This is a genomic window from Paenibacillus hodogayensis (genome assembly GCF_039536325.1).
Lineage (GTDB): Bacteria > Bacillota > Bacilli > Paenibacillales > NBRC-103111 > Paenibacillus_AB > Paenibacillus_AB hodogayensis.
In genome coordinates this window covers 1,107,874-1,128,214 of sequence record NZ_BAAAYO010000001.1, presented here as the reverse complement: position 1 = coordinate 1,128,214, position 20,341 = coordinate 1,107,874, and the positions used below count along the sequence as shown (strand labels likewise).

The window sequence follows — 20,341 nt, the reverse complement described above, 5'->3', positions numbered from 1 at the left end:
AGCCAACCATAACCGACCATAGCCTACCGCTTGGGTCCGCCGGGACGTCTGCGGACGGGAGGCTTGCTCCGCAGCTTCAGCAGGTAGGCGCCGTTCAGCAGACCGGCGATGCCGCCCAGCACGAGCAGAACCTGTACCCACATGTTGTCGTTTTTGTACAGGAAGACGAGCGCCGAGGCCGTCACGAAGGCGACGGCGAACACGAGCTCCATCAGAACAAGCAGTAGCGTGCGTTTGCTGCGCATGGTTCGTTCTCCTTCCGTCCATTCGTTTCATCCTATCCTATCAACATCATATCAAAAACGAAAAACGTTTGCGAAGAGGAAGCGCCGGCAGTATCCGTGGTATAGTAAAACCAACAACATTCCGGAGAAGAGGAGCGGTACTATGTCTCAAACCATCGTCATCGCCATCGTCGTATTGTTCGTTTTGTTATGGATAGGCAGAGTCTCCAGAAAAAATCGGAGCCCGGGGAGCGTGGCGGGGACGGAGGGAGCCGCCCGCATGGCTGCGCGGCTGCAGGCGCTGAAACCTTATGAGGACGGTACGCTGCCTGCCAAGCTGGGTCTCGCGCCGGATATGCCGCTTGCGGATACGGCGGCGAAGCTCGAGCGGGCGTTCGAGAGCGAGTTCGGTCCGACGCTGAAGAAGCGCGTTCTGAACGAGCATCCGGGTATGTCCGAAGCCGAATATGCGTGGAAGCTGCTGGAGCTGAAACGGTATTTGCTGATGAACGCCGTGTTGAAGGGCGTTCCGATGTTCAGTCCCGAGGTGGACGACCTCTGGCATGAAATGCTGATGTTCACCCGCGAATATGAACGGTTTTGTTTGCAATGGAACGGGCGGACGGTGCATCATGCCCCGCACGGGGAGGCGGTGCCGATTCCGGGGGAGCGCGCTTGGTTCGACTGGGCGTACAGCCAGATGTTTACGCCCACCCCGTACAGCGGGTGCATCTGGCGGGGATTTTTCCTCTATCCGCTTGACGGGGAGTTGCTGCAGACGCTGAAAGACGAACCGGCAGAGACGATCGCCCGGCTGCGGTTTCGCGGATCGTCCGACGGGGTACAGCCGGAAGCCGCCGAGTGCGTATCGGTCTTAATCCGCAAGGCGAAGGAGCAGATTGACCGGGCGGGACGTTCCGAGGATCACCGAACGGAAGAGAGCTTTGCCGATACCTACGATCGCGAGGATGGCCGTACGCACTCATACCGGATGGAACCATCCGGTTCTGGGCCGAATTCCGCCTATGCCGGGGGCTCCAACTTTGCCATGATGGCATCCGCGATGATGATGTTCTCGGTCCTCGATCCGCTAGGCTATGAAGAGCATATGCGGGAAGCGATCCCCGAGGAAGTAAGGCGCAATGAAGCATCCTGCGGCAGCTCCTCCTGCTCTGCTTTCGGGGGTGACAGAGGGCCGGAGTCCCGGAATACCGACGGAAGTTCTGACGGGAATTCCTCCGACGGCGGACATTCCGGCGATTCCTCCTCGGGCTCGGGGGATTCGTCCTCATGCAGCTCCTCGTCCTGCTCCTCGTGCGGTGGCGGAGGGGACTGATACCTCAGTCAGGCTTGGCCGATTCATCTAGGTGCCAGGCGCTGACCGGCGGCGGGAGGCCTCTGCGACGCTCCGGCAAGAATGGATAGTGTCCACTAGCGTCTGGCTGCGTTAACGCCGCTTATCCGGCTTTCCGGGGCCGTGAAAGGAAGAGCCTATACGCGAAAAAACCTCCAGAACCGATGAAGCGGGCTTGGAGGTTTTTTCGCGTATTCCGGCCGAACGAGTGACCGGGTCTTATAGGGATGCGGCCGGCGAGGGCTGCTTTTGCGAAGCGGGGGGCTTACCGGAGGAAGGGGCTTCCGGCTTCGTTTTCTCCCCGCAGCCGAAGATCAGCGCAAAGCCGAGCACGAGCAGCACGAGGGCGTAGGCGTATGCGAACCTTTTGTCCGGCATAGCGGCTCGTTACACCCGTTCCCGCACCGGCTCGATTTCCGCGATAAACGATTGAAGCGATTCCTGCAGCCGTTTGCGCGCGTCCTCCTCGATCAAGAACCGGCCTTGATCGTCGCGCAACACTTGCGAGTCGACAATGTAGGCGCCGGTCTGCAGACGGGTGGCGCCGAGAGCGGCGAGGACGGGCTTTAACGAATAATCGATAGACAGCAGATGCGCAATCGTGCCGCCGATCGCCAGAGGCAATACCGTTTTGCGAACGAGCGCTTTTTGCGGGAGCAGGTCGAGGAACGTTTTCAGCACTCCCGTGTAGGCTGCCTTGTATACCGGCGTAGCGACAACCACGGCGTCGGCTTGCTCGATCAGGGCGAGCGCCTTCTCGACGTCCGGGCTGTCGAAGCGGGCGTGCACGAGGTCTGCCGGCGGCAGGTCGCGGACGATGATGCGATCCACGGCGATGCCGGAGCTTTCGAGTATCGTTTGGGCAAAATCGAGTATGCCGTTCAGGCGGGAGGAAGCGGTAGGACTTCCGGATATAAGGACGACTTGCGACATGTGCGCACCAGCTTTCCAGTAGGATGAGAAATAAAAAGAAAAAAGGCTTCCGCTGCCCGTACCCGTCCTTCGGATATGCGGCGCGGAAGCCTCCGGCGGTCCGGTAGGCTTATCGAATCTGTTGTTTCAACGGCTCGCGCTGGATGCGCGACTGGTTGTTGTTGGAATGGGAATCGAACCGTCTCCGTTCCGTCCGCTCGATCTGAACCACCTTGCCGTCGTGCACGATAATTTGCACGCTTCCGTATTCCAGTCCGTTTACGCTGTTCAGTATGCGGTCCGCCCAGACGTCATCCAATTGTACGGGATTGCTCATCGTTCATTCCTCCATTTCTTTGCGTAAGCCGAATGAAATCTTAAACCACTATTCCTATGAAAATAGTTGGTTTATCCATGTGGGAATCTTATCATCGCTGCATGAACCTGTCAATCGGGTTTGAAGATGTTGTTGTTCTGATATAAAGCTGACGGAATCGGTCGCCATCGTAAGGTTTTAGGCAAGTTTGCCCCCAGGGGAACGGCCCGGGCAAGCGCGCTTTCGTTCAAAATGGCAGATTGGAAAAATCGAACCCTCATCCCGAGCGGTTACGGTGAATCGGCAAACAATAACCTTGAATGAAACGGAGGATAGGAGGAAATGGTTTGCCTAAATTCGTGTTGAGCGCACTGCTGGCAATCGTGCTCGTTCTAACAGCGCCGGGATGGACCGGCCATGCCGATCCGGTCAAGCCGCTCCAGGCGGCTTTTGTCCGCAAGGGCGATCTGTGGCTAAAGCTGGGCGGGGAAGAAACGCAAATTACGCACGGCGCTCGGGCGCAGACGCCCAAATGGTCGGCGGATGGGAAATTCGTGGCGTATGCTGCGGGTGACCGCGCAGGGGATATTTGGGTATACAGCCTGGAAAGCAAGCGGCAGCTTCAGGTATACAGCGGAGGCTCCCATTACGAATGGGCGCCGGAGGGCCACCGGCTGGCTTTTACCATCGATTCGATCCTCAATTATGCCGACGTCCGTCCCGAGAAGGTCGAGCCTTTCCGGAACGTCACCGGCGGAACGGGCAACTATTCCTGGCTGCCGGACGGGTCGGGCTTCCTCGTCTCTTCAACGGCAAGTCTTCTCCCGAACGGCTGGACGAGCGTTCAGCTATTCGAGGTCCCGGTCGATGCCGGTATGGACCCTCGCAAGACGAAGCGGCTTTTTACGCTGCCGGCGCAGTCCGACACGTTTTTTGCCGTCGGCACGAGCGTCTTCCGGTGGTCGCCGGACGGCAAGTGGATTTCCTTTATCGCCGTTCCGACGGCCTCCTGGTCGGCCGACAGCAACACGCTGTGCGTTCTTGCAACGGACGGCAAAACGTTTCGTCAAGTGGACAAGATGCTGCGTTACCCGGCATGGTTCCGCTGGGCTCCGGATCGGAACCGGCTGGCCTTTATCGCCGGAGAGGGCCGGTTTGCGATTCATAACAAGCGTTTAAAGATCGCGTCCTTTCCCGCGGATACGCCGCCATCCTATACGCCCGAAGGGTATGCCGATCGCGATTTCGCTTGGGAAAGCGAACGGTTCATTACCGTGTCTCGCTCCAAGGAGGGCGAGGAAGGGTCCGGCACCGTCCTGAAGCCGCTTCCTGCGCTTGTACGGATCGACCTGCGCTCGAACGTGCAGAAGCCGATCAGAGAGCCGCCCCCGCAGCAGGGCGACTACGCTCCCGTCTGGCTGCCCTCGCACGGCAAGCTGGCTTGGGTCCGCAGCGGCGGAGAGCAGGCGGAAGCGTGGCTGGCCCGCGGGGACGGATCGAATGCGTCCAGGGCGATTGCCGGTATCGACGCAGCGTCCTTCTACTATGGGGCATACGCTTGGGACGAAGTAATCGCTTGGTACGAGCCCGTGGCCGGATAGGGCGACCGCAGGCGCAGAACTCTGTACCGAGCCTCGGGTACGGACCGTACGCTGTTCAACGCCTAAGCAGCCGCGATCATACAAAGACGCCCCTTCCTCCTAATGAGGCAGGGGCGTCTTTTATTCGGTTTGGGCTATTGCGCAGCGAGTTGCGGCAAGCCGCCTGTCGTTTCGAAGCTAGCCTTTGCGTTTTTTCCACTGGGCGACTTGGCCGTCGGCATCCCGCTGAGCGTTCGTTCTCGGGCGCTCTGGCTGCGCGGGTTTGCCCGCGGGCGTGTCGAACCGCTTGCGTTCGGTCCGCTCGATCTGCACGATTTTACCGTCATGTACGATGATTTGCACGCTTCCGTATTCCAGACCCGCAATGCTGCCCAGAATGCGCTCCGCCCATATATCGTCCAATTGCACCGGTGTGCTCACATGAACCCCTCCTGCTCGTTTGATGGTTGTATTTAAATGCTGACCGGCATCGGATCGGTTTTCATCCCGTTCTCCACAATGCGCGATTGTTTGTCGTTGAACAGGTACAGGCGGTGAATCAGCACGAGCACGCGGTCGCCGGCTTGAAGCGGTTCTTTCTCCAGCGAACGATAGGCGGAAACCCATTGCGAGCCGATCTGCACGTCGATTTGCCAGCTGCTGCCGCGAAAAAACACATTGCGTACGAAGCCGCTTTCCGCGGCGGACGGGGTCGGCAGCTCGCCCGGCAGCCCGACTTCCACAAACTCGGGGCGGATAATCGCCTTCGAGCCCGGCAGCTCGTTCTCGAAGCCTTTCAGACCGGACGGATTGTCAAGCTGGCTCGATTCGCCGATAAAGCCCGCGACGAACGGAGTATGCGGATTTTTGTAAATATCGATCGGCGCACCCTTCTGCTCCAAACGTCCCCCGCTAATAATCATAATTTCGTCCGCAACCTCGACCGCTTCTTCCTGGTCGTGCGTGACGAATAGCGTCGTGATGCCGATTCGCTCGATCGTTGCCCGCAGCCACGAGCGCAGCTCCTTGCGGACTTTGGCGTCAATGGCCGCGAACGGCTCGTCGAGCAGAAGCAGATGCGGCTCGGGAGCAAGAGCGCGGGCGAAGGCGACGCGCTGACGCTGTCCGCCGGACAGCTGGTTCGGGTAGCGCTTCTCCAGCCCTTTCAGGCCGGTCAGCTCGATCAGCTCGGAGACGCGAGCTTGAATGGCGCTGCGCGATTTTTTTTGCACGGTTAGCCCGAAGGCGATATTATCGTATACCGTCATATGACGGAAGAGCGCGTAGCTTTGAAAGACGAAGCCGATGCCCCGCTGCTGCGCTGGAACGTCGTTGACCCGTTTGCCGTCGATGAAAATATCGCCGGAGTCCGGCGTTTCCAGACCGGCCAGCATGCGCAAAATGGTCGTTTTGCCGCCGCCGCTCGGTCCGAGCAGCCCGATCAGGCGGCCCTTCTCGATGCCGAAGCTGATGTTGTCGGAGGCGGTATAGCTTCCGAACGTTTTGACCAAGCCCTTCACTTCAATATACATCGCTTAGTTCCCTCCCGGCGATTCCGTTTGTACGGTGGCCTGATGATGCTTCCACTCGACGATGCTTTTGACGACCAGCGTGACGAGCGCCAGCAGCACGAGCAGCGAGGCGACGGCGAACGAGGCCGCGAACTGATATTCGTTGTATAAAATTTCTACGTGCAGCGGCATCGTGTTCGTTTCGCCGCGGATATGTCCGGATACGACCGAGACGGCTCCGAATTCGCCCATAGCCCGCGCGTTGCAAAGGATAATGCCGTACAGAAGCCCCCACTTGATATTCGGCAGCGTCACCCGACGGAAGACGGTCCAGCCGCTTGCGCCGAGGCTGACGGCGGCTTCTTCCTCCTGGCTGCCCTGCGCCTGCATTAGCGGGATCAGCTCGCGGGCGACGAACGGGAACGTGACGAACATCGTGGCCAGCACGATGCCGGGCAGCGCGAAGATGATCGGGATGTCGTGATCGATCAGATACGGACCGAACCAGCCTTGCGCGCCGAACAGCAGCACGAAGATCAACCCGGAGATAACCGGGGAGATAGCGAACGGCAGATCGATCAAAGTCGTCAGCAGCTGCTTGCCGCGAAAGCTGAATTTGGCGATCGCCCATGCCGCGGCGACGCCGAACAGCGTATTCAGCGGCACGGCGATCAAGGCGGTCGTCAGCGTCAGACGGACGGCGGACAACGCTTCCTTCTCGACGATGGCGGCTAAGAAAACCTCAGCTCCTTTACGGAACGCTTGCGTAAACACGGTAATGAGCGGCAAAATAAGCACCACTCCGATAAACAGCAGAGCGATGGCGATCAGCAGCCATTTGACCACGGCGGATTCGCTCGTAGCGGACGTCCGCGGCTGGCTGGACGGAAGGGCGGTGCGTGCGGCGACAGTTCCGGCCATTAGATTCTCCTCCTAGACGTTCTGAATCGTTCGGCGGCTTGCGCGCCACTGTAGAATGTTAATGACGAACAGCAGGACGAACGAAATAACCATCATGACGAGGGCAATGGTCGTTGCGCCGATATAATCGTATTGCTCCAGCTTCGTGCGGATGAGGAGCGGAGCGATCTCCGTCTTCATCGGCATGTTGCCGGATATGAACACGACCGAGCCGTATTCGCCGATCGCGCGGGCGAAGGCGAGCGCGAAGCCCGTCAGCAGAGAAGGCAGGACGGCGGGAAAAATAACGCGCCGGAACGTGCGCCAGCGGGAGGCGCCGAGCGAGGCGGCGGCTTCCTCGACGTCCTTCTCCAGATCCTCCAGCACCGGCTGAATCGTCCGCACCACGAACGGCAAGCCGATAAACAGCAGGGCGATCGTAATGCCGAGCGGCGAATAGGCGGTTTTGATGTCGAATTTGGCGAAGAAGCTGCCGAGCCAGCCGTTCTGCGAATAGATCGCCGTCAAGGCGATGCCGGCTACGGCCGTTGGCAGGGCGAACGGCAGGTCGACGAGCCCGTCGATGAGCCGTTTGCCCGGAAACGTATAACGTACCAGCACCCAGGCGACGATCAAGCCGAACACGGCGTTGATTAGAGCGGCGGTGAAGGACGTCGTGAGGCTGACCTGAATGGAAGCGACCACGCGAGGATCGGTGACCGTTCCCCAGAACTTGCTCCAGCTTTGTTCCGTCGACTTGATGATAATGCTTGCAAGCGGAAACAAAACGAGCAAACTCAGGTACAGAATGGTAAAGCCCATGGATAAGCCGAAGCCCGGCAGGACGGAACGTCTCTTTTTAATGGAAGCCATAGGTTCAGGTCTCTCCTGTCACCCAGTGCGCATTGGCGCAAAGTCGAATGCTTTGCGCCAATATGCGAACCAGTTATTTGGAAGGTTTGTAAATTTGATCGAACGTCCCGCCGTCGGCAAAATGCGTTTTTTGCGCCGTCTGCCAGCCGCCGAACGGCTTATCGATGGTAATCAGCTCGATTTTCGGAAATTGCTTTTCGTATTTCTTGGCTACCGACTCCAGACGCGGGCGATAGAAGTTTTTGGCGGCGATTTCCTGGCCTTCTTCGGAGTATAAGTACTCCAGGTACGCTTGAGCGACCTCGCGGCTGCCCTTCTTGTCGGCGACTTTATCGACGATCGATACGGGCGGTTCGGCGAGAATGCTCAAGGACGGAACGACGATTTCGAACTTCTCCGGACCGAATTCTTTCAAAGAAAGAAACGCTTCGTTCTCCCAAGCGAGCAGCACGTCGCCGATACCGCGTTCGACGAAGGTAGTCGTGGAGCCGCGCGCGCCCGAATCGAGCACCGGCACGTTCTTGTACAGCTTGCTGACGAAATCTTTGGCTGCATTCTCGTCGTTGTTGTTATGCTTCAGGGCATAACCCCATGCGGCTAAGTAATTCCAGCGGGCGCCGCCGGATGTTTTCGGGTTCGGCGTTATGATACTGACTCCCGGCTTGATCAGATCGTTCCAGTCTTTGATACCCTTCGGATTGCCTTTGCGCACAAGGAAGACGATCGTGGACGTATAAGGCGAGCTGTTGTCCTTCAGTCGTTTTTGCCAATCGGCGTTAATAAGTCCTTTTCCTTGAATCTCGTCGATATCGTAGGCCAGCGCCAGCGTGACCACGTCGGCTTGGATGCCGTCGATGACCGAGCGGCCTTGGCTGCCCGAACCGCCGTGCGACTGCTTGATGGTTACTTTTTGATTCGCTTTTTCCTGCCAGTATTTAGAAAACGCCTTGTTATATTCATCGTACAATTCGCGTGTAGGGTCATAGGAGACATTCAGCAATTCAATGGCCGGCTTGGCGGCGGGCTTGTTATCCGTAGCACCGGCAGTTGGGGCCGACTTCTCGGAGCCTGATGCTGCTTTCGTATCCCCGCCCGATGCGGCGTTTCCTCCTCCGCAAGCGGTAAGACCGATAAGCAGGACGGTGGATAGAACGGACAGCAGGATCGGTTTCTTCATTGGTTTCGAACTCCCTTTTCTTTAATTGGATTGTTAGAGCCAGCGGCTCTCCAGGTCTCCGGCTGTCCGGTTGACCAATTAAACCAATAAATTTAGTTGGTTTTAATATGGATGCAATCGTACCATCGCTGGGAATACGTGTCAATACGGATTGGAGATTATGTTATTTTGGAATAAAGAAACCTGAGAAAACCAAGTAATCCGCGTATTTCGAGTGGAATTTAAGGCGATTTATTATATTAGAGGTCATTCTTCTATTCATAATGAACTTTTGTGGAACCGATCAGAAAAAGTAATAAATAGAAGCAAGATCGGCCGGCCTCCGCGAATGCACAGACTCCCAATGGCTACGATATGCGGGAAGTTCGCCAACCGTTCTGCATTTTGGGTAAAAAGCGCCGAAGCGCCCAATTGAGCGGCTTCAGCTTGAATGGAGGGATGACGTGCGGTTTTTTCCGGGGCTGACGCAGCAAAGAAGGCCTCCGCTGCGGAGGCCTTCTTCGTTTATGTTTTGATTTTGGACTGAAGCATCTCGACAAGCTGCTGCCCGATGGTGGCTATATTCATGCCGTCGTTTATCGTTCCGCCGTCGGGAGCGTCGCTGCCCTGTGCGCCGGGAGCGCCTTGGCCGCCACCGCGTCCCTGGCCTTGGCCTTGAGCGCCGCCGCGTCCTTGGCCGGGAGCGCTGCCGCCGTCGGTGGCGCCTGCACGTCCTTGGGTGCCGCCGGTTGCGGATCCGGCATTGCCGGATGCGTCGGAGCCGCCTGGAGCGCCGCTGCTGCCCGAAGCGCTGCCGCGGTCCGGACCGCCGCCGCGTCCCTCGGGCCTGCCGCCGCCCTGCTGGCCCCCGCCGTTCGGCACCCGCGACGAAGCATCCTGTATGTACGCTTTTTGCTTGTCCGTCAGCTTCTCCAGCAGCTTTTTCTCGTCCTCGTCGGTCAAATCCGCTTTCGTTATGGCGGCCTGTACGAGTGGGAGCATGTAGTCGGCCTGCTCTTTCGTGATCGCCAGTCCATCCGATTTATCCATCGTCAGGAGCGAGCGGAAGGTGAAGTTCATCTTCAGGGACTGGCGGTTCATGCCGTCTTGTCCCGGTCCCCCGTTCCTCCCGCCTTGCCCGTTCTGCGCATTGGCCTGCGGCGAGGAGGCGGCGCTTGCCGTCTGGCCGCCGTTCGACGCGGAGCCTTTGTCCGATGCGCAGCCGCTCAATATGATCATCAATGCGATTCCCGTCCCAAACGCTTTTCGGTAATTCATAACATTCCCCGCTTCCGTCAAAGTGTTCTCGAACCACCCCCCCAAGTATAGGTTGTCTTGCTTAAATGAACATAAAAGAAAACTGAACGTCAGCTGAAAGTTGTTCAAGCTCCATCCGAGATCAACTTCCTATTTTGAATCAGCTTCCTTTTAATGAGGATATGCGACATCGGCCTCCATTCCGCAAGGTCCGCCGCCGGGATTTTCCTCCAGCATCACTTCCGTGCCGTCGCTTCGATAAAGCGGGCGGTAATGCGCCGCTATGCTCGCTGCCGAGCTGTTGGCATAGTGACAGATGAACGCCCTGCGGAATCGGTCCTTCGTCTTGTTACGGTACGAGCCGTGTATAAGATTGCCGTTGAAAAACAGCACATCCCCTTTATCCATGACGACGGGGACGGCTTTGGCATCCTTGGGCGGCTTGACATAGTGGGTCGTAAATGATTCGTTCCGGTCCGCTTCGTCCGGGCAAACAATCTCGTAGCCGTTCGTCCCGGGGACGACGAGCAGTCCGCCGTTCTCCTCGTCTGCCGCGTCGACGGCGGTCCAGGCGGCGATACAGTTGCCCGGCTCAACCTTTAAATAAAAATTGTCCTGATGAAGCGCTTGCCCGCGGGAGCCCGGCGGCTTGTAGTAAAACATGCTCTGCGCGGCGAGCGGCTCTTCTCCGTACAGCTCCCGCAGCACATCCATTACCGGCTTGTGCAGCATGAACGATTTGGCCGCTTCGTTAAACCGGTGAGGATGCATGACGCGCGGGTAACGCTTTAGCGGATCGGACGCGTCCGCTTGCAGATCGGGCATGAAGTGCCCGGGGATCGCCCGGTGGCTGATTTCTTCGAACACCGATTCCAGCTCCGACACCTCCAGGGGGTCGAATAGTCCTTTCACGAGTAGATAGCCGTCTTCCTCAAAACGGCGTTTTTGTTGCGGGGTTAACTGATTCGGCACGGTGGACATATGGGCATTCCTCCTGATATCGTAACGATTCGGCTTACATAGCTTCATCATACGGCGGAACGGGTGCGGCTTGAATTCGCATTTGTGCCGAAATATCACACGATTCTGCTGGATTGATCAGGAAACCATTGTTCCCCAAGCCTTTATTACAGTATCCTATAAGGAAGAGACACGCTGTCTGTGCGGCAGCCGAACGGTAGAGAGGCGGGAAAGCGGATTGGGACGGTTCGCGTATGAAGAAAGGAATGCTGGAGGGAATGGCGGAAACGGCGGCGACGAAGGGCTGTTCATCGCCGGGCATTTTGATGAACCGGACAGCTACGCGGTGCAGCGCCCTCACGGGCGGGACGACTGGTTGATGACGTACACGATCGAGGGGAGAGGCTTCTTCGTTTCCGAAGGCGCAAGAAGCGTGTGCGAAGCGGGGGATATGGTGCTGATCCCGCCGGGGAATCCGCAGCATTATGGCACGGTTCGGGGAGAGAGGTGGCATTTCGTGTGGGCGCATTTCTCCGCCCGGTTATCGGAAACGGGGCTGCTGCCCGACCGCCCCTTGATCGTGCACCGTATCGAAAGCGACTCGGTGCGCACACGGGTATACGGCGCCCTGCAGCGCGCCGTGCGCGACATCGGGGAACGCGGGCCTTATTGGCAGCAGCTTGGGGAGAACGCCGTCCGGGAAATCGTGCTGCTGCTGGCGCAGCGGCTCAGAAGACCGCTGGACCCGCGGATCGAGGAGACGCTGCGCCTGCTGTCCGAGGGGATGCGCGAGCCGCTCAAGATCGAAGAGTTGGCCAAAGCCGTCGGACTATCGCCCTCCCGGCTCTCTCATCTGTTCAAGGAACTGACCGGGCACTCGATCGTCGAAACGTTGAATACGATGAGGGTGCGGCAGGCGGAGCTTCTGCTTTCCTATACGGACCGCAACGCTTCGGAGGCGGCGTTCGACGTCGGCTTTGCCAACTACAACCATTTTTTGCACCAATTCCGCAAACGGGTCGGGATGAGTCCGAGCGCCTTCCGGAGAAAAGCGAGACAGCACGATTCTAACTAAAATTAACTTTGCGAATGCGGCGATATGCTAGAGGTGGCCGGAGCTGCGTACCAAGCGTAGGTACGAGACGATGATCCGACGCTAGGCCGGCAGCTTCTTGACGGCAGTTGCTCTTTGTCAGCCGCCCGTCCGATGGGCGTAAGCATCCTCCGCGACCGACCTCAATTTCTCGTAAAATGGATTATCTTGCGGCACTTTCCACTGCTGCATGTAGATCAGCATCTGATTGATGACCGTATCGAATTCGATGACCGAGTTGTCCATCCCTTTTTCGACAAGACCTTCGAACTTCACCTTTTCTTCGGCCGTTATTTTCTTGGCCGTAAAAAAACTTCCTATGTAGCGGCGTACGCCGTCTCCTCCGTACTTGCGCGGGTACTCCAGCTTCGAGTTCAACAGCCCAATCTGCTCTCCCGTGAACACCGTTCGATCCAACAGCCCGAGCAGCGCGTCCAGATCGCCATGGCGCTTATGTACCAGATCCATGACCTCGTCGTCGCTGGCATCTCGGGGGAAAGCGAAGAACAGCTGAGAGTTATCGAACTGCTCCGAGACCGAAACGTGGGTTAGCTCGTGCGCCAACGAGCCCAGACGTTCGGTTGTGCCGAGCGGAGCGACTAAGCGATGGTTGACGACATACTTTTCCCCGATACCTTCATCCTTCTCCTTTTGATTGGTCAGCCTGGCGCCCGGCAAATGAGATTTCATATGGACCTTATCGGCATTGTTCAGCACTTCTGCCAGAACGCGCTTCGTAATGTCGGGCGTATCCGGGGCGTTCATAATGGACAATAGCTGGTTCAGCTCTTGTTGAAGAATATCGTCGATTGCGCCAGGCACGGCTTTGAGTTCTTCCAGACAGCTCATGATTTGCGTATCGAGCGACATGTTATCAAGTCCGAGGGCCTCTCTGTCACGGATGGCCAAGAGCGCGTCTTGCCCCTCGCACAATTTGGCGAACCTTGTTTTCGGATCTGCTGCTGCGGATGCTTCGGCCAACGGGACGTAGACTTCCTTCTCGCGGTCGATTTGTCCAAGCAGCGTTTGAACCCCCGCGATCCGGTCGGGATGCGCTTTCGGATGGGCCAGGTAGTTTTCGCAGTGCATGCGTATGTCATCAAGCAGCGCGTCTCTTTTCACATAATCGGATTTGTCGGTGGCGTTGTATTTGGCCAGAGCTTTGTCCACCGGTTTGATTTTAGAGCGAATCCGGTAATCCACCTTTGTCAGCTTCTTGAAGCTGTCCTCGCTCATCAGTCTTTGAACGGCCGTATTCGATGCCGTAGAGATAGGCATGAGAGGCTCCGCGCGACGCATAACGGTTTGTTCGAGCATGCGGCCGACCGCACGGTTGCCCATCGTCCGCTGAGCCGTGATCCAGGAGGCTCCCGTTCCGAAGGCAGGCTTGGCCGCGCTTTCGGAGCCGAATGCGGCTTGGCTGGCGGATCGTGTGGTTTTTGGTGCCGTCGCGGGGGTGTGCTTGCTGTTCGTTTTCATCGGATTACTCCCTTATTCTTGGTCTATATATGCTGAACGAATGGATTTCAAGGAAATGCGAAGTGAAATGAGGTGAGGGAACGACTTCGCTATTCAAAACAAGTTCCCGTTGGGAAATGTTCGATTGGCAAGGTCATTCTTAGGAATGGATGCTCTTTTCAAACAGAAGTCTGACTTATTTATTATACCAAATCTTTCCCGGCAAGTAATGGCTTTCTCACAAGGAGCGTCCGGCTTTTCGCGCGCTATGCCGGTGGTTCAAACCGGTCAGACAAGGGTATGAATAATAAAGGTGCAAATGATATACTGTAGGCAGAAACCTAATTTCGTATAGAAGAGGTGTTCGACCATGCCGTTCCAACACGTACTCGTCGCTTATGACGGCTCTCCGCAATCCCAATCGGCTTTGGATCGGGCGGTAAGCCTGGTCCGCGCGACGCCCGGGGCGCATTTGACGGTGGCCCATGCGTTTCAATACCCGAATTTTATCGTTGGCGAGGCGATGGTTGTCGCACCTGTCGTTACCGATCTCGAAGAAATGACCAGCTCCGAGCAGCTGCTGGACGAAGCGAAGGCTCGCGTAACCGATTTGCCGGGCGTGACGTATACGCTTCTGCAGGGGGATGCGGCCGAATCGATCTTGGAGTGCGCCTCCGAAACCGGGGCGGATCTGATCGTCATCGGCAGCAGAGGCTTGAATACGATCAAGGAATGGTTCCTCGGCAGCGTCAGTCATCATGTCGTGCAGCATGCGAATATTCCCGTGCTCGTCATCAAAGAGCCGCATCAGGAGCATTAATCCTCGATCGGAGTCACGACCGCGCTCGTTCAATGAAAATGCGAAGCAGAAACAACCGGGCGGTTTGCCGTCCGGTTGTTTTGTGACGCTTTTGAGCTATGTATAAAGGCATGGTACTGGTTGAAAGATAGGTACAAAGTAGGATGTATAGAGCAAGGTCCTCTATTATCCTATGAATAGGAGTCGATTGATAGCCGTCGAAACTTCAGGAAATTTCCCGATAATGGCAAACCTAGCGAAAGCTGGGGACGCAAAGCTAAAGGGGCTAAAGTCGTAGGTCGCCTTGACCGAAAACGATGCCAGCCAGCTGCCGAACGAACCGATTGAAGTTTTTTTGTTGTTCGGGCTTTGTTTTTTGCGGGGAACGGGAAAGCTCGCATAAAGAATGCTAACGAACGGAAGCAAAGGAGCGATAGCGTCATGGAAGAAAGGCTCGACTCGACCGAGCGCGGCTTTTATTTGAAACTGGGCGACGATTTTTTCGGTATGTATGAAACGCCCGACGGGCCCAAGCTGTTTTTCAACAAAGACAAATACCGGCTGACGGATTCGAAATGGGAAGTGGAGCTGGTCATCGGCCGCAAAAACAACCTGTTTATTTTTTATTGGCAAGGGGAAACGAAAATTTCGTTCCGGTTCAACAAAAATCAGGATTCGGTCATTCAACTGTATCGGCTGCTGCAGGAACGCGTCTCGTCCAAGCGGACGCGCTAACGGCATAGATCATTACAGACAAGCTTCGCATGTCATATGCGGAGCTTTTTTTGCCTCTCCGGGATGCCGCCGCTTGCGGCCTAATATAAAGGACATGCCAAAAAAGAGACGCCGGCGACAACACCGAGCGTCTCTTCCCATCCACCTTCCGAAGCGCCTAGCTTAAATCGGACAGATGGAAAAAAATATCTTCGCCTTTGGCGTCCAGCGTCAAATCGCGCTCCTCCAAATACCACAGATCCGTTTCTTCCATAAAAAACGTCATTCCTCCGGCCTTCGATTCCAGGCCGGCATCCATCGGCTTGCCGCTCATAATGCCGAGAGCGTACGGGTCTTCACCTCCGCCCGCATAGCGGACGTATACGCGAATATGCTCGCCCTCGCGAAAGCCCCATTCCTTGGAAAAACAAAACACGGCCGCATCGGTCACGCTCAGCTTCATCGGTTGTGTCCCCCTTTCGCGCCGCCTGCCGCGTTCGTTTTAACCGTTCAGGCGGGTATGCATATGCAGAAGCTCCTGCGCGAGCCGTCCGATCCGGTCCGTCACGTCAGGATCGACGATTTCCCGGCGCTCGTTGAAGTGGCTGTCGTGCAAATACACATAGCTCGGCGCCACATAGGAGCGGAAATAGCCGGCGATCGGCTTGAGCTGGTTTTCGATAACGAGGTAATGCTGGAACGTCCCGCCGGTGGCGACGAAGCCGACGACTTTTTTGGTGAGAGCCGTTACGGGAATGAGATCGAACAAATTTTTCAACGGGCCGGACAGGGAAGCTTGAAATATGGGCGTGCCGATGACGTAAAAGTCGGCTTCGTTCACTTTATCGATAACCGTCCGCGTATCGCCGTCGTAGGCGGACGGATCGCGTCCGTCGCAAAATTGCACATTGTATTGCTTCAGATCGAGAAGCTCCGTTTCCAGCTCCGGATGGAGCTTCTTGGCTTCTTCCAGCACGCTTTGGACGGCAATGCCGGTCTTTGCTCCGATGATCGTTCCGGATATTCCGAGTAGTTTCATGACGATGACATCTCCCTGATCGAGTTTGTAAGCTGCCTTTTCTTTCATATTGAAAGATCGGCGCCGCTTTGTCAAATATTTTTTAATATAATATACGTTTATGTATATAAAATAACCCTGCGCCCCAAGCGCTTTTTGGTTATATGTACCAATTGACTCACTGCCCGAAACCCGCCAGTCGATCCGAACCGTTATAAGATCACCAATCAACGCAGCGGAGGAGAAGCTCGATGCGCAAATGGATCGCTTATACATTGACAGGGTTGGCCGGACTTTCGTTTATGACGCAAATCGCGCTCGCTTCCGGGACGATGAAGGTCGAACTGGACGCCGTGCCGTTCCGCTGGATCGTCGGAGGGCAGACCTACAGCTCGGACAAGCCTTACGCCGACGGCGACACGGAGCTTCCGTCGAGCCTCAATTACAAAGGAACGACTTACGTGCCGCTTCGTCTGGCCGCGCAATCGCTCGGGTACAAAGTGCAGTGGAACGAAAAGACGCAAACGGCGATTATTACCGCCGAGAATGAAGACGACCCGCTGGCCGGCGAGCAAGATTCCAACGGCAACTACCCGCATTACAAGTATATGCCGGCCGGAGAAGGGGCGGCCAATTGGGAGCGGCGTGCCGATGCGGTGGCGCTGCTGGGCATGCAGTACATGGGGACGCCGTACGATTTCGGCGCGTCGCTCGGTCAAACGGATACGTTCGATTGCTCGTCCTTCATGAATTTCATCTTCGGGCAAAACGGCATCAAGCTGCCGCGCAACTCGCGCCAGCAGAGCGATGTGGGTACGGAAGTCGGGCTGGACGGATTGCGCAAAGGAGATTTGCTGTTTTTTACGACGCCCAAGCGCAAAAACAACACGGGGGTGGAGCGGATCGGGCACGTGGCCGTCTATGTGGGCGACAATAAAATCTTGCACACATACCGGACCGGCATCGGCGTTATCGTATCGGAGCTGGACACGCGCTGGAAGGAGCGATTCGTAAAGGCGAAGAGGGTTATCCCGTCGTAGGGTAGAGTGGCGGCCTCGTCCGGGGACCCGCGGCGTTGAACTAAATCCATTTTCATGGTATTCTCTTACTGATTTTCGCGAAATCGCGAGTAGGGGAGATGAGAGACATGAGTGGACGGATACCGTCTCCTTTTTACATTCAGAATTCCGGCGACAACACGCTGGTAGGCGATATTTTGTTTCCGTTTGCGTATGACGAGCTGCTGTGCCGCAAAGTCGGCGAGGGCGCAGTTCCGTTCGTCCATATATGGCGTCACGAGAAGGCTATCGTGCTCGGTCTTCGCGACCGGAGGCTGCCTCACGCCGACCGGGCGATCGAATGGCTGAAGATGCAAGGCTACCAGGTCGGGGTGCGCAACTCGGGAGGCGCAGCGGTATCGCTCGATCCGGGGATCGTCAATATCTCGATCGTCATGCCGAATCCGGACGGCCGTCTGGAGTTCAAGGAAGACTTCGAGCTGATGTACGCGCTGATCCGCGAAAGCTTGGACAAGCTCGGGATGGAGGCGTTCAAGGGAGAAGTGGCGGGCTCCTACTGTCCCGGGGAATACGACGTCAGCGTAAACGGTCGCAAGCTGTGCGGCATTTCGCAGCGCCGGCAGACGAAAGCGTTCATCGTCAATGCATTCGTCGCGGCCGAAGGGCATGCGTTCCGACGCGGCGAGCTGATCCGTTCATTCTATGAAGTAGCGACCGGGGGCGATCCGGAGCTGGACGCGCCGCGCGTGGACCCGGCGACGATGACGACGTTGAACGAGGCTGGCGGCCGCGGCGCGACCGTACGGACATTCATGCGGGCGCTAGCGGTCACGCTATCAGAATGGGGCGGCACGATCGGCAGGCATCCGGACAAGCCGTCGATGGCCGAGCTGGAGCAGATGACGGCTGCGCTTCGCAACCGTTACGACAACGCCTCCCCGGCGGAGTCGTAAGCCGTTCCCGTCTTGGGTCGGGAACCGAATAGCCGGGGTTGATCTTCCGACAATGACAAAGAGCGCTACCCGCCTCCAACTGTAACGGCGGCGCAGCGCTCTTTGCGTTTCCTTCTTATTTGGACACAGGGACGGCCTGCTTCAAATATTCCTCCAGCGTGAGACCCTTCTCGGCGATTTCTTTGGCCATCTTGACGCCGACATAGCGAAGATGCCAAGGCTCATACTGGTAGCCGGTGATCTCTTCCTTGCCTTTCAAATAACGGATAACGAAGCCGTGCTCGGCGGCATGCTCGGCGAGCCATTTCGCTTCCTTCGTCCCGGCGAAGCAGTCCGAGGCGGCGCATTTGCCGTCGCTGCCCGAAACGTCCATTGCCAAGCCCGTTTGGTGCTCGCTATGTCCGGGAACGGCGCTGTATTTGCGGGCCGCTTCCTCGCCGTCCTTTTTGGCATAGTTGGCGAATAGCGTCTTCTGGGTATCCTGTGAACGGTAGCCGGACACGCCGGCGAGCGGAACGCCGTCCTTCTTGGCGGCGGCGACGAGCTTCTCGAGAGCTCCGGCGGCTTCCTTGCGCATCAGCCGCTTGTCGCTTTTCTCCTTGAAGATGAACGGGATATTCGGCTCGACCAGATCGTCCGGCTTATAGTTGTCCGGCAGCTTGTACGTCTTGTTGACCAGTACGGCGATATCGGCCGGCTTGGCCACGACCTGCTCGGTTTTGTCGGTCCCCCCGGAGCTCCCGTTCGTTCCCGCTTGGCCTGGGGGCGTCGTTCCACCGGTTTTGCCCGCATTGCCTTCCGACTTTGTGGCCCCGTCCGACTTGCCTCCGGCATTATTATTGTCGGGTGGCGTCGTCTTGTCGGCTGTTCCGCCCGCCGTTTTGCCGGAATCGTTCGTCGCCGCGTTTTGGGCGGTAGGTGTCCCGCCTCCCGCCCCCCCATCTCCCGTCGGCGTTTTGTCCCCGGAGCAGGCAGCCAGCGCAAGCAGGCTGCCGGTCAGAAGCAAGGCGGACGCAGTCCGGATTATGTAAGGTTTCACGTTATTTTCCTCCCAGGGTGTATCGTTATCGTCTTATGCGTATCCTATATTTTGACGAAACGGGACCGTTAAAAGTTACAAACCGTTTGAGGAACGGGTTCGCACCCGATCAGTCCAGAAACAGCCGCAGCGCGGCAGGCAGCTCCTGCTGCCAAAAGCCCCATACATGCTTGCCGTCTTTCTCTTCATAAACCAGATCGGCCTCTCGGGCCTCCAGCAGCTCATGCGTACGCCGGTTTTCTTCCAGAAAATCGTACGTTCCCCGAGACGTCGACACGTCCGTCTCCTGCAGACCGACCAGCATGTACAGCTGCAGCCAGGACAGATCGTTCTCCGAAGCTATGCGCTCACGGGTGCCGGCAAAAAAAGCGCCCGACAAAGCGATAACTCGCCGGAACAGCTCCGGATAGTCGAGCGCGATATGCAGCGAGACCGTGCCGCCCAGCGAGTCGCCGGCGATGATGCGCGAGCCGCTATCGCGTCTTGCCGGATAACGCTCCTGGATGTAAGGCACCAGCTCTTCGGCGAAAAACCGGCAATAGGCGTTGAAGCGCGAGCCGTCCGGCGAATATTCCTCGGTGCGTACCGCCTTGTCCACATCGACGCCGACGATGATCGCGGGCTCGACCCCTTCATCGAGAACAAGCTTCGTCATCTGGGTGGCAAGACGTCCGAAGTTGAAAAAATCTTCCCCGTCCTGGCAGTACAGCACGGGGTAGCTAAGCAGCTCGTTGTAGCCGGGCGGCAGGTAAATTCTCGCATGACGCGTTTCGTTCAGCCGCGAGGATGGCACTTCTTCTTTCTTGATCGTCCGTTTCGTGTAGCGATTGTCGTCCATGTCGCGTTCCTTTCCCGATTGAATTTGCCTCGTTACGTGTACAATAATTATAGCAGCGATACCGGGCAAAATGAAAAGAGACAGTTTGCGCTCAGAACCGAGCAGAGGAGCGCTTCTGTTTCATGACGTTCCGCCGCCGCTAGCGGAGAAACGGATTTTTCTATGCGGGCCGGAAGCCGCGCGGCACGGCGGGATACGTTTTTTTTGTAAAAGATTTTGTGGGATGGTGTAGATTTTTGTTGTTCTGTACTATATAATGAGAGTGCTCTGTTACATACCCTTCTGCAAGGCATATTGCGTACTTTTCAAGCAGATAAGGGTAAGTTGTTATGAAACAGAGCGATTGATATACTATAACAGTTTGCTG

Annotated in this window: 23 protein-coding genes and 1 riboswitch; of the genes, 7 read left to right on the top strand and 16 right to left on the bottom strand. The window is 57.0% G+C overall.

The window, feature by feature from the left end; genetic code table 11:
- Positions 1–23: 23 nt before the first annotated feature.
- A complete protein-coding gene (locus tag ABD796_RS04480; RefSeq protein ID WP_344903449.1) occupies positions 24–245 on the bottom strand; it encodes a hypothetical protein in 222 nt (73 codons plus the stop codon).
- Between the two features lie 142 nt (positions 246–387).
- On the opposite strand from ABD796_RS04480, the gene ABD796_RS04475 reads away from it, so the two are divergent.
- Positions 388–1,560, top strand: coding sequence for a glycine-rich domain-containing protein (locus ABD796_RS04475; protein WP_344903446.1), 1,173 nt, complete (start codon positions 388–390; stop codon positions 1,558–1,560).
- 237 nt (positions 1,561–1,797) lie between these two features.
- Here the strand turns inward: ABD796_RS04475 and ABD796_RS04470 are convergent, their stop codons facing one another.
- The 3 genes from ABD796_RS04470 to ABD796_RS04460 form a co-directional block, all read right to left on the bottom strand.
- Positions 1,798–1,956: a hypothetical protein gene (locus ABD796_RS04470; protein WP_344903443.1), complete on the bottom strand. Its 159-nt coding sequence runs from the start codon at positions 1,954–1,956 to the stop codon at positions 1,798–1,800.
- Between the two features lie 9 nt (positions 1,957–1,965).
- Positions 1,966–2,511, bottom strand: coding sequence for an NADPH-dependent FMN reductase (ssuE, locus tag ABD796_RS04465; protein ID WP_344903440.1), 546 nt, complete (start codon positions 2,509–2,511; stop codon positions 1,966–1,968).
- 109 nt (positions 2,512–2,620) lie between these two features.
- Positions 2,621–2,827 (bottom strand): YezD family protein, encoded by a 207-nt coding sequence (locus ABD796_RS04460; protein ID WP_344903437.1) that lies wholly within the window; start codon positions 2,825–2,827, stop codon positions 2,621–2,623.
- A gap of 326 nt (positions 2,828–3,153) precedes the next feature.
- On the opposite strand from ABD796_RS04460, the gene ABD796_RS04455 reads away from it, so the two are divergent.
- Positions 3,154–4,407, top strand: coding sequence for a TolB family protein (locus tag ABD796_RS04455; RefSeq protein ID WP_344903434.1), 1,254 nt, complete (start codon positions 3,154–3,156; stop codon positions 4,405–4,407).
- A gap of 177 nt (positions 4,408–4,584) precedes the next feature.
- Here the strand turns inward: ABD796_RS04455 and ABD796_RS04450 are convergent, their stop codons facing one another.
- The 7 genes from ABD796_RS04450 to ABD796_RS04420 all read right to left on the bottom strand — a co-directional run bounded on the left by ABD796_RS04450 (position 4,585) and on the right by ABD796_RS04420 (position 11,064).
- Positions 4,585–4,827, bottom strand: a complete 243-nt coding sequence (locus ABD796_RS04450) for a YezD family protein (protein WP_344903431.1) — start codon at positions 4,825–4,827, stop codon at positions 4,585–4,587.
- Positions 4,828–4,859: 32 nt separating this feature from the next.
- On the bottom strand, positions 4,860–5,918 hold the full coding sequence (locus ABD796_RS04445) for a sulfate/molybdate ABC transporter ATP-binding protein (RefSeq protein WP_344903427.1): 1,059 nt from the start codon (positions 5,916–5,918) through the stop codon (positions 4,860–4,862).
- A 3-nt stretch (positions 5,919–5,921) separates the two neighbouring features.
- Positions 5,922–6,818 carry a sulfate ABC transporter permease subunit CysW gene (gene cysW, locus ABD796_RS04440; RefSeq protein WP_344903424.1) on the bottom strand — a complete coding sequence of 299 codons (897 nt, stop codon included), beginning with the start codon at positions 6,816–6,818 and terminating at the stop codon, positions 5,922–5,924.
- Between the two features lie 12 nt (positions 6,819–6,830).
- Positions 6,831–7,670, bottom strand: coding sequence for a sulfate ABC transporter permease subunit CysT (cysT, locus tag ABD796_RS04435; protein ID WP_344903421.1), 840 nt, complete (start codon positions 7,668–7,670; stop codon positions 6,831–6,833).
- Positions 7,671–7,743: 73 nt separating this feature from the next.
- Complete coding sequence (locus tag ABD796_RS04430) at positions 7,744–8,847, bottom strand: sulfate ABC transporter substrate-binding protein (protein WP_344903418.1); 1,104 nt, start codon at positions 8,845–8,847, stop codon at positions 7,744–7,746.
- Positions 8,848–9,351: 504 nt separating this feature from the next.
- A complete protein-coding gene (locus ABD796_RS04425; protein WP_344903415.1) occupies positions 9,352–10,104 on the bottom strand; it encodes a hypothetical protein in 753 nt (250 codons plus the stop codon).
- Positions 10,105–10,254: 150 nt separating this feature from the next.
- On the bottom strand, positions 10,255–11,064 hold the full coding sequence (locus ABD796_RS04420; RefSeq protein WP_344903412.1) for a phytanoyl-CoA dioxygenase family protein: 810 nt from the start codon (positions 11,062–11,064) through the stop codon (positions 10,255–10,257).
- A 217-nt stretch (positions 11,065–11,281) separates the two neighbouring features.
- Here ABD796_RS04420 and ABD796_RS04415 point away from each other — a divergent pair, with 217 nt between their 5' ends.
- Positions 11,282–12,118: a helix-turn-helix domain-containing protein gene (locus ABD796_RS04415; protein ID WP_344903409.1), complete on the top strand. Its 837-nt coding sequence runs from the start codon at positions 11,282–11,284 to the stop codon at positions 12,116–12,118.
- A 117-nt stretch (positions 12,119–12,235) separates the two neighbouring features.
- Here ABD796_RS04415 and ABD796_RS04410 read toward each other — a convergent pair whose 3' ends face one another.
- Positions 12,236–13,615 carry a hypothetical protein gene (locus ABD796_RS04410; protein ID WP_344903406.1) on the bottom strand — a complete coding sequence of 460 codons (1,380 nt, stop codon included), beginning with the start codon at positions 13,613–13,615 and terminating at the stop codon, positions 12,236–12,238.
- Between the two features lie 349 nt (positions 13,616–13,964).
- Between ABD796_RS04410 and ABD796_RS04405 the strand changes: the two genes are divergently transcribed.
- Together ABD796_RS04405 and ABD796_RS04400 are read left to right on the top strand one after the other, a co-directional pair.
- Complete coding sequence (locus tag ABD796_RS04405; protein WP_344903403.1) at positions 13,965–14,414, top strand: universal stress protein; 450 nt, start codon at positions 13,965–13,967, stop codon at positions 14,412–14,414.
- A 215-nt stretch (positions 14,415–14,629) separates the two neighbouring features.
- Positions 14,630–14,729: riboswitch (cyclic di-GMP riboswitch) on the top strand.
- 105 nt (positions 14,730–14,834) lie between these two features.
- Positions 14,835–15,128 carry a hypothetical protein gene (locus ABD796_RS04400; protein ID WP_344903400.1) on the top strand — a complete coding sequence of 98 codons (294 nt, stop codon included), beginning with the start codon at positions 14,835–14,837 and terminating at the stop codon, positions 15,126–15,128.
- A 157-nt stretch (positions 15,129–15,285) separates the two neighbouring features.
- Here the strand turns inward: ABD796_RS04400 and ABD796_RS04395 are convergent, their stop codons facing one another.
- Positions 15,286–15,570: a HesB/YadR/YfhF family protein gene (locus tag ABD796_RS04395; RefSeq protein ID WP_344903397.1), complete on the bottom strand. Its 285-nt coding sequence runs from the start codon at positions 15,568–15,570 to the stop codon at positions 15,286–15,288.
- A 39-nt stretch (positions 15,571–15,609) separates the two neighbouring features.
- On the bottom strand, positions 15,610–16,146 hold the full coding sequence (locus ABD796_RS04390) for an NADPH-dependent FMN reductase (protein ID WP_344903394.1): 537 nt from the start codon (positions 16,144–16,146) through the stop codon (positions 15,610–15,612).
- A gap of 230 nt (positions 16,147–16,376) precedes the next feature.
- On the opposite strand from ABD796_RS04390, the gene ABD796_RS04385 reads away from it, so the two are divergent.
- Both ABD796_RS04385 and ABD796_RS04380 read left to right on the top strand, forming a co-directional pair.
- Positions 16,377–17,165, top strand: a complete 789-nt coding sequence (locus tag ABD796_RS04385; RefSeq protein WP_344903391.1) for a C40 family peptidase — start codon at positions 16,377–16,379, stop codon at positions 17,163–17,165.
- A gap of 107 nt (positions 17,166–17,272) precedes the next feature.
- Positions 17,273–18,097, top strand: a complete 825-nt coding sequence (locus ABD796_RS04380) for a lipoate--protein ligase family protein (protein WP_344903388.1) — start codon at positions 17,273–17,275, stop codon at positions 18,095–18,097.
- A gap of 115 nt (positions 18,098–18,212) precedes the next feature.
- Here the strand turns inward: ABD796_RS04380 and ABD796_RS04375 are convergent, their stop codons facing one another.
- Together ABD796_RS04375 and ABD796_RS04370 are read right to left on the bottom strand one after the other, a co-directional pair.
- A complete protein-coding gene (locus ABD796_RS04375) occupies positions 18,213–19,136 on the bottom strand; it encodes a M15 family metallopeptidase (protein ID WP_344903385.1) in 924 nt (307 codons plus the stop codon).
- Positions 19,137–19,245: 109 nt separating this feature from the next.
- The gene (locus ABD796_RS04370; RefSeq protein ID WP_344903382.1) at positions 19,246–19,974 is read right to left on the bottom strand and encodes an alpha/beta hydrolase; all 729 of its coding nucleotides are present in this window, start codon (positions 19,972–19,974) and stop codon (positions 19,246–19,248) included.
- Positions 19,975–20,341 lie beyond the last annotated feature (367 nt).

Bases quoted from the DNA above. Each gene is read 5' to 3' on its own strand.
- ABD796_RS04480 (WP_344903449.1), bottom strand. From the start codon at position 245: ATGCGCAGCAAACGCACGCTACTGCTTGTTCTGATGGAGCTCGTGTTC.
- ABD796_RS04475 (WP_344903446.1), top strand. From the start codon at position 388: ATGTCTCAAACCATCGTCATCGCCATCGTCGTATTGTTCGTTTTGTTA.
- ABD796_RS04470 (WP_344903443.1), bottom strand. From the start codon at position 1,956: ATGCCGGACAAAAGGTTCGCATACGCCTACGCCCTCGTGCTGCTCGTG.
- ssuE (WP_344903440.1), bottom strand. From the start codon at position 2,511: ATGTCGCAAGTCGTCCTTATATCCGGAAGTCCTACCGCTTCCTCCCGC.
- ABD796_RS04460 (WP_344903437.1), bottom strand. From the start codon at position 2,827: ATGAGCAATCCCGTACAATTGGATGACGTCTGGGCGGACCGCATACTG.
- ABD796_RS04445 (WP_344903427.1), bottom strand. From the start codon at position 5,918: ATGTATATTGAAGTGAAGGGCTTGGTCAAAACGTTCGGAAGCTATACC.
- cysW (WP_344903424.1), bottom strand. From the start codon at position 6,818: ATGGCCGGAACTGTCGCCGCACGCACCGCCCTTCCGTCCAGCCAGCCG.
- cysT (WP_344903421.1), bottom strand. From the start codon at position 7,670: ATGGCTTCCATTAAAAAGAGACGTTCCGTCCTGCCGGGCTTCGGCTTA.
- ABD796_RS04430 (WP_344903418.1), bottom strand. From the start codon at position 8,847: ATGAAGAAACCGATCCTGCTGTCCGTTCTATCCACCGTCCTGCTTATC.
- ABD796_RS04425 (WP_344903415.1), bottom strand. From the start codon at position 10,104: ATGAATTACCGAAAAGCGTTTGGGACGGGAATCGCATTGATGATCATA.
- ABD796_RS04420 (WP_344903412.1), bottom strand. From the start codon at position 11,064: ATGTCCACCGTGCCGAATCAGTTAACCCCGCAACAAAAACGCCGTTTT.
- ABD796_RS04410 (WP_344903406.1), bottom strand. From the start codon at position 13,615: ATGAAAACGAACAGCAAGCACACCCCCGCGACGGCACCAAAAACCACA.
- ABD796_RS04405 (WP_344903403.1), top strand. From the start codon at position 13,965: ATGCCGTTCCAACACGTACTCGTCGCTTATGACGGCTCTCCGCAATCC.
- ABD796_RS04400 (WP_344903400.1), top strand. From the start codon at position 14,835: ATGGAAGAAAGGCTCGACTCGACCGAGCGCGGCTTTTATTTGAAACTG.
- ABD796_RS04395 (WP_344903397.1), bottom strand. From the start codon at position 15,570: ATGAAGCTGAGCGTGACCGATGCGGCCGTGTTTTGTTTTTCCAAGGAA.
- ABD796_RS04390 (WP_344903394.1), bottom strand. From the start codon at position 16,146: ATGAAACTACTCGGAATATCCGGAACGATCATCGGAGCAAAGACCGGC.
- ABD796_RS04385 (WP_344903391.1), top strand. From the start codon at position 16,377: ATGCGCAAATGGATCGCTTATACATTGACAGGGTTGGCCGGACTTTCG.
- ABD796_RS04380 (WP_344903388.1), top strand. From the start codon at position 17,273: ATGAGTGGACGGATACCGTCTCCTTTTTACATTCAGAATTCCGGCGAC.
- ABD796_RS04370 (WP_344903382.1), bottom strand. From the start codon at position 19,974: ATGGACGACAATCGCTACACGAAACGGACGATCAAGAAAGAAGAAGTG.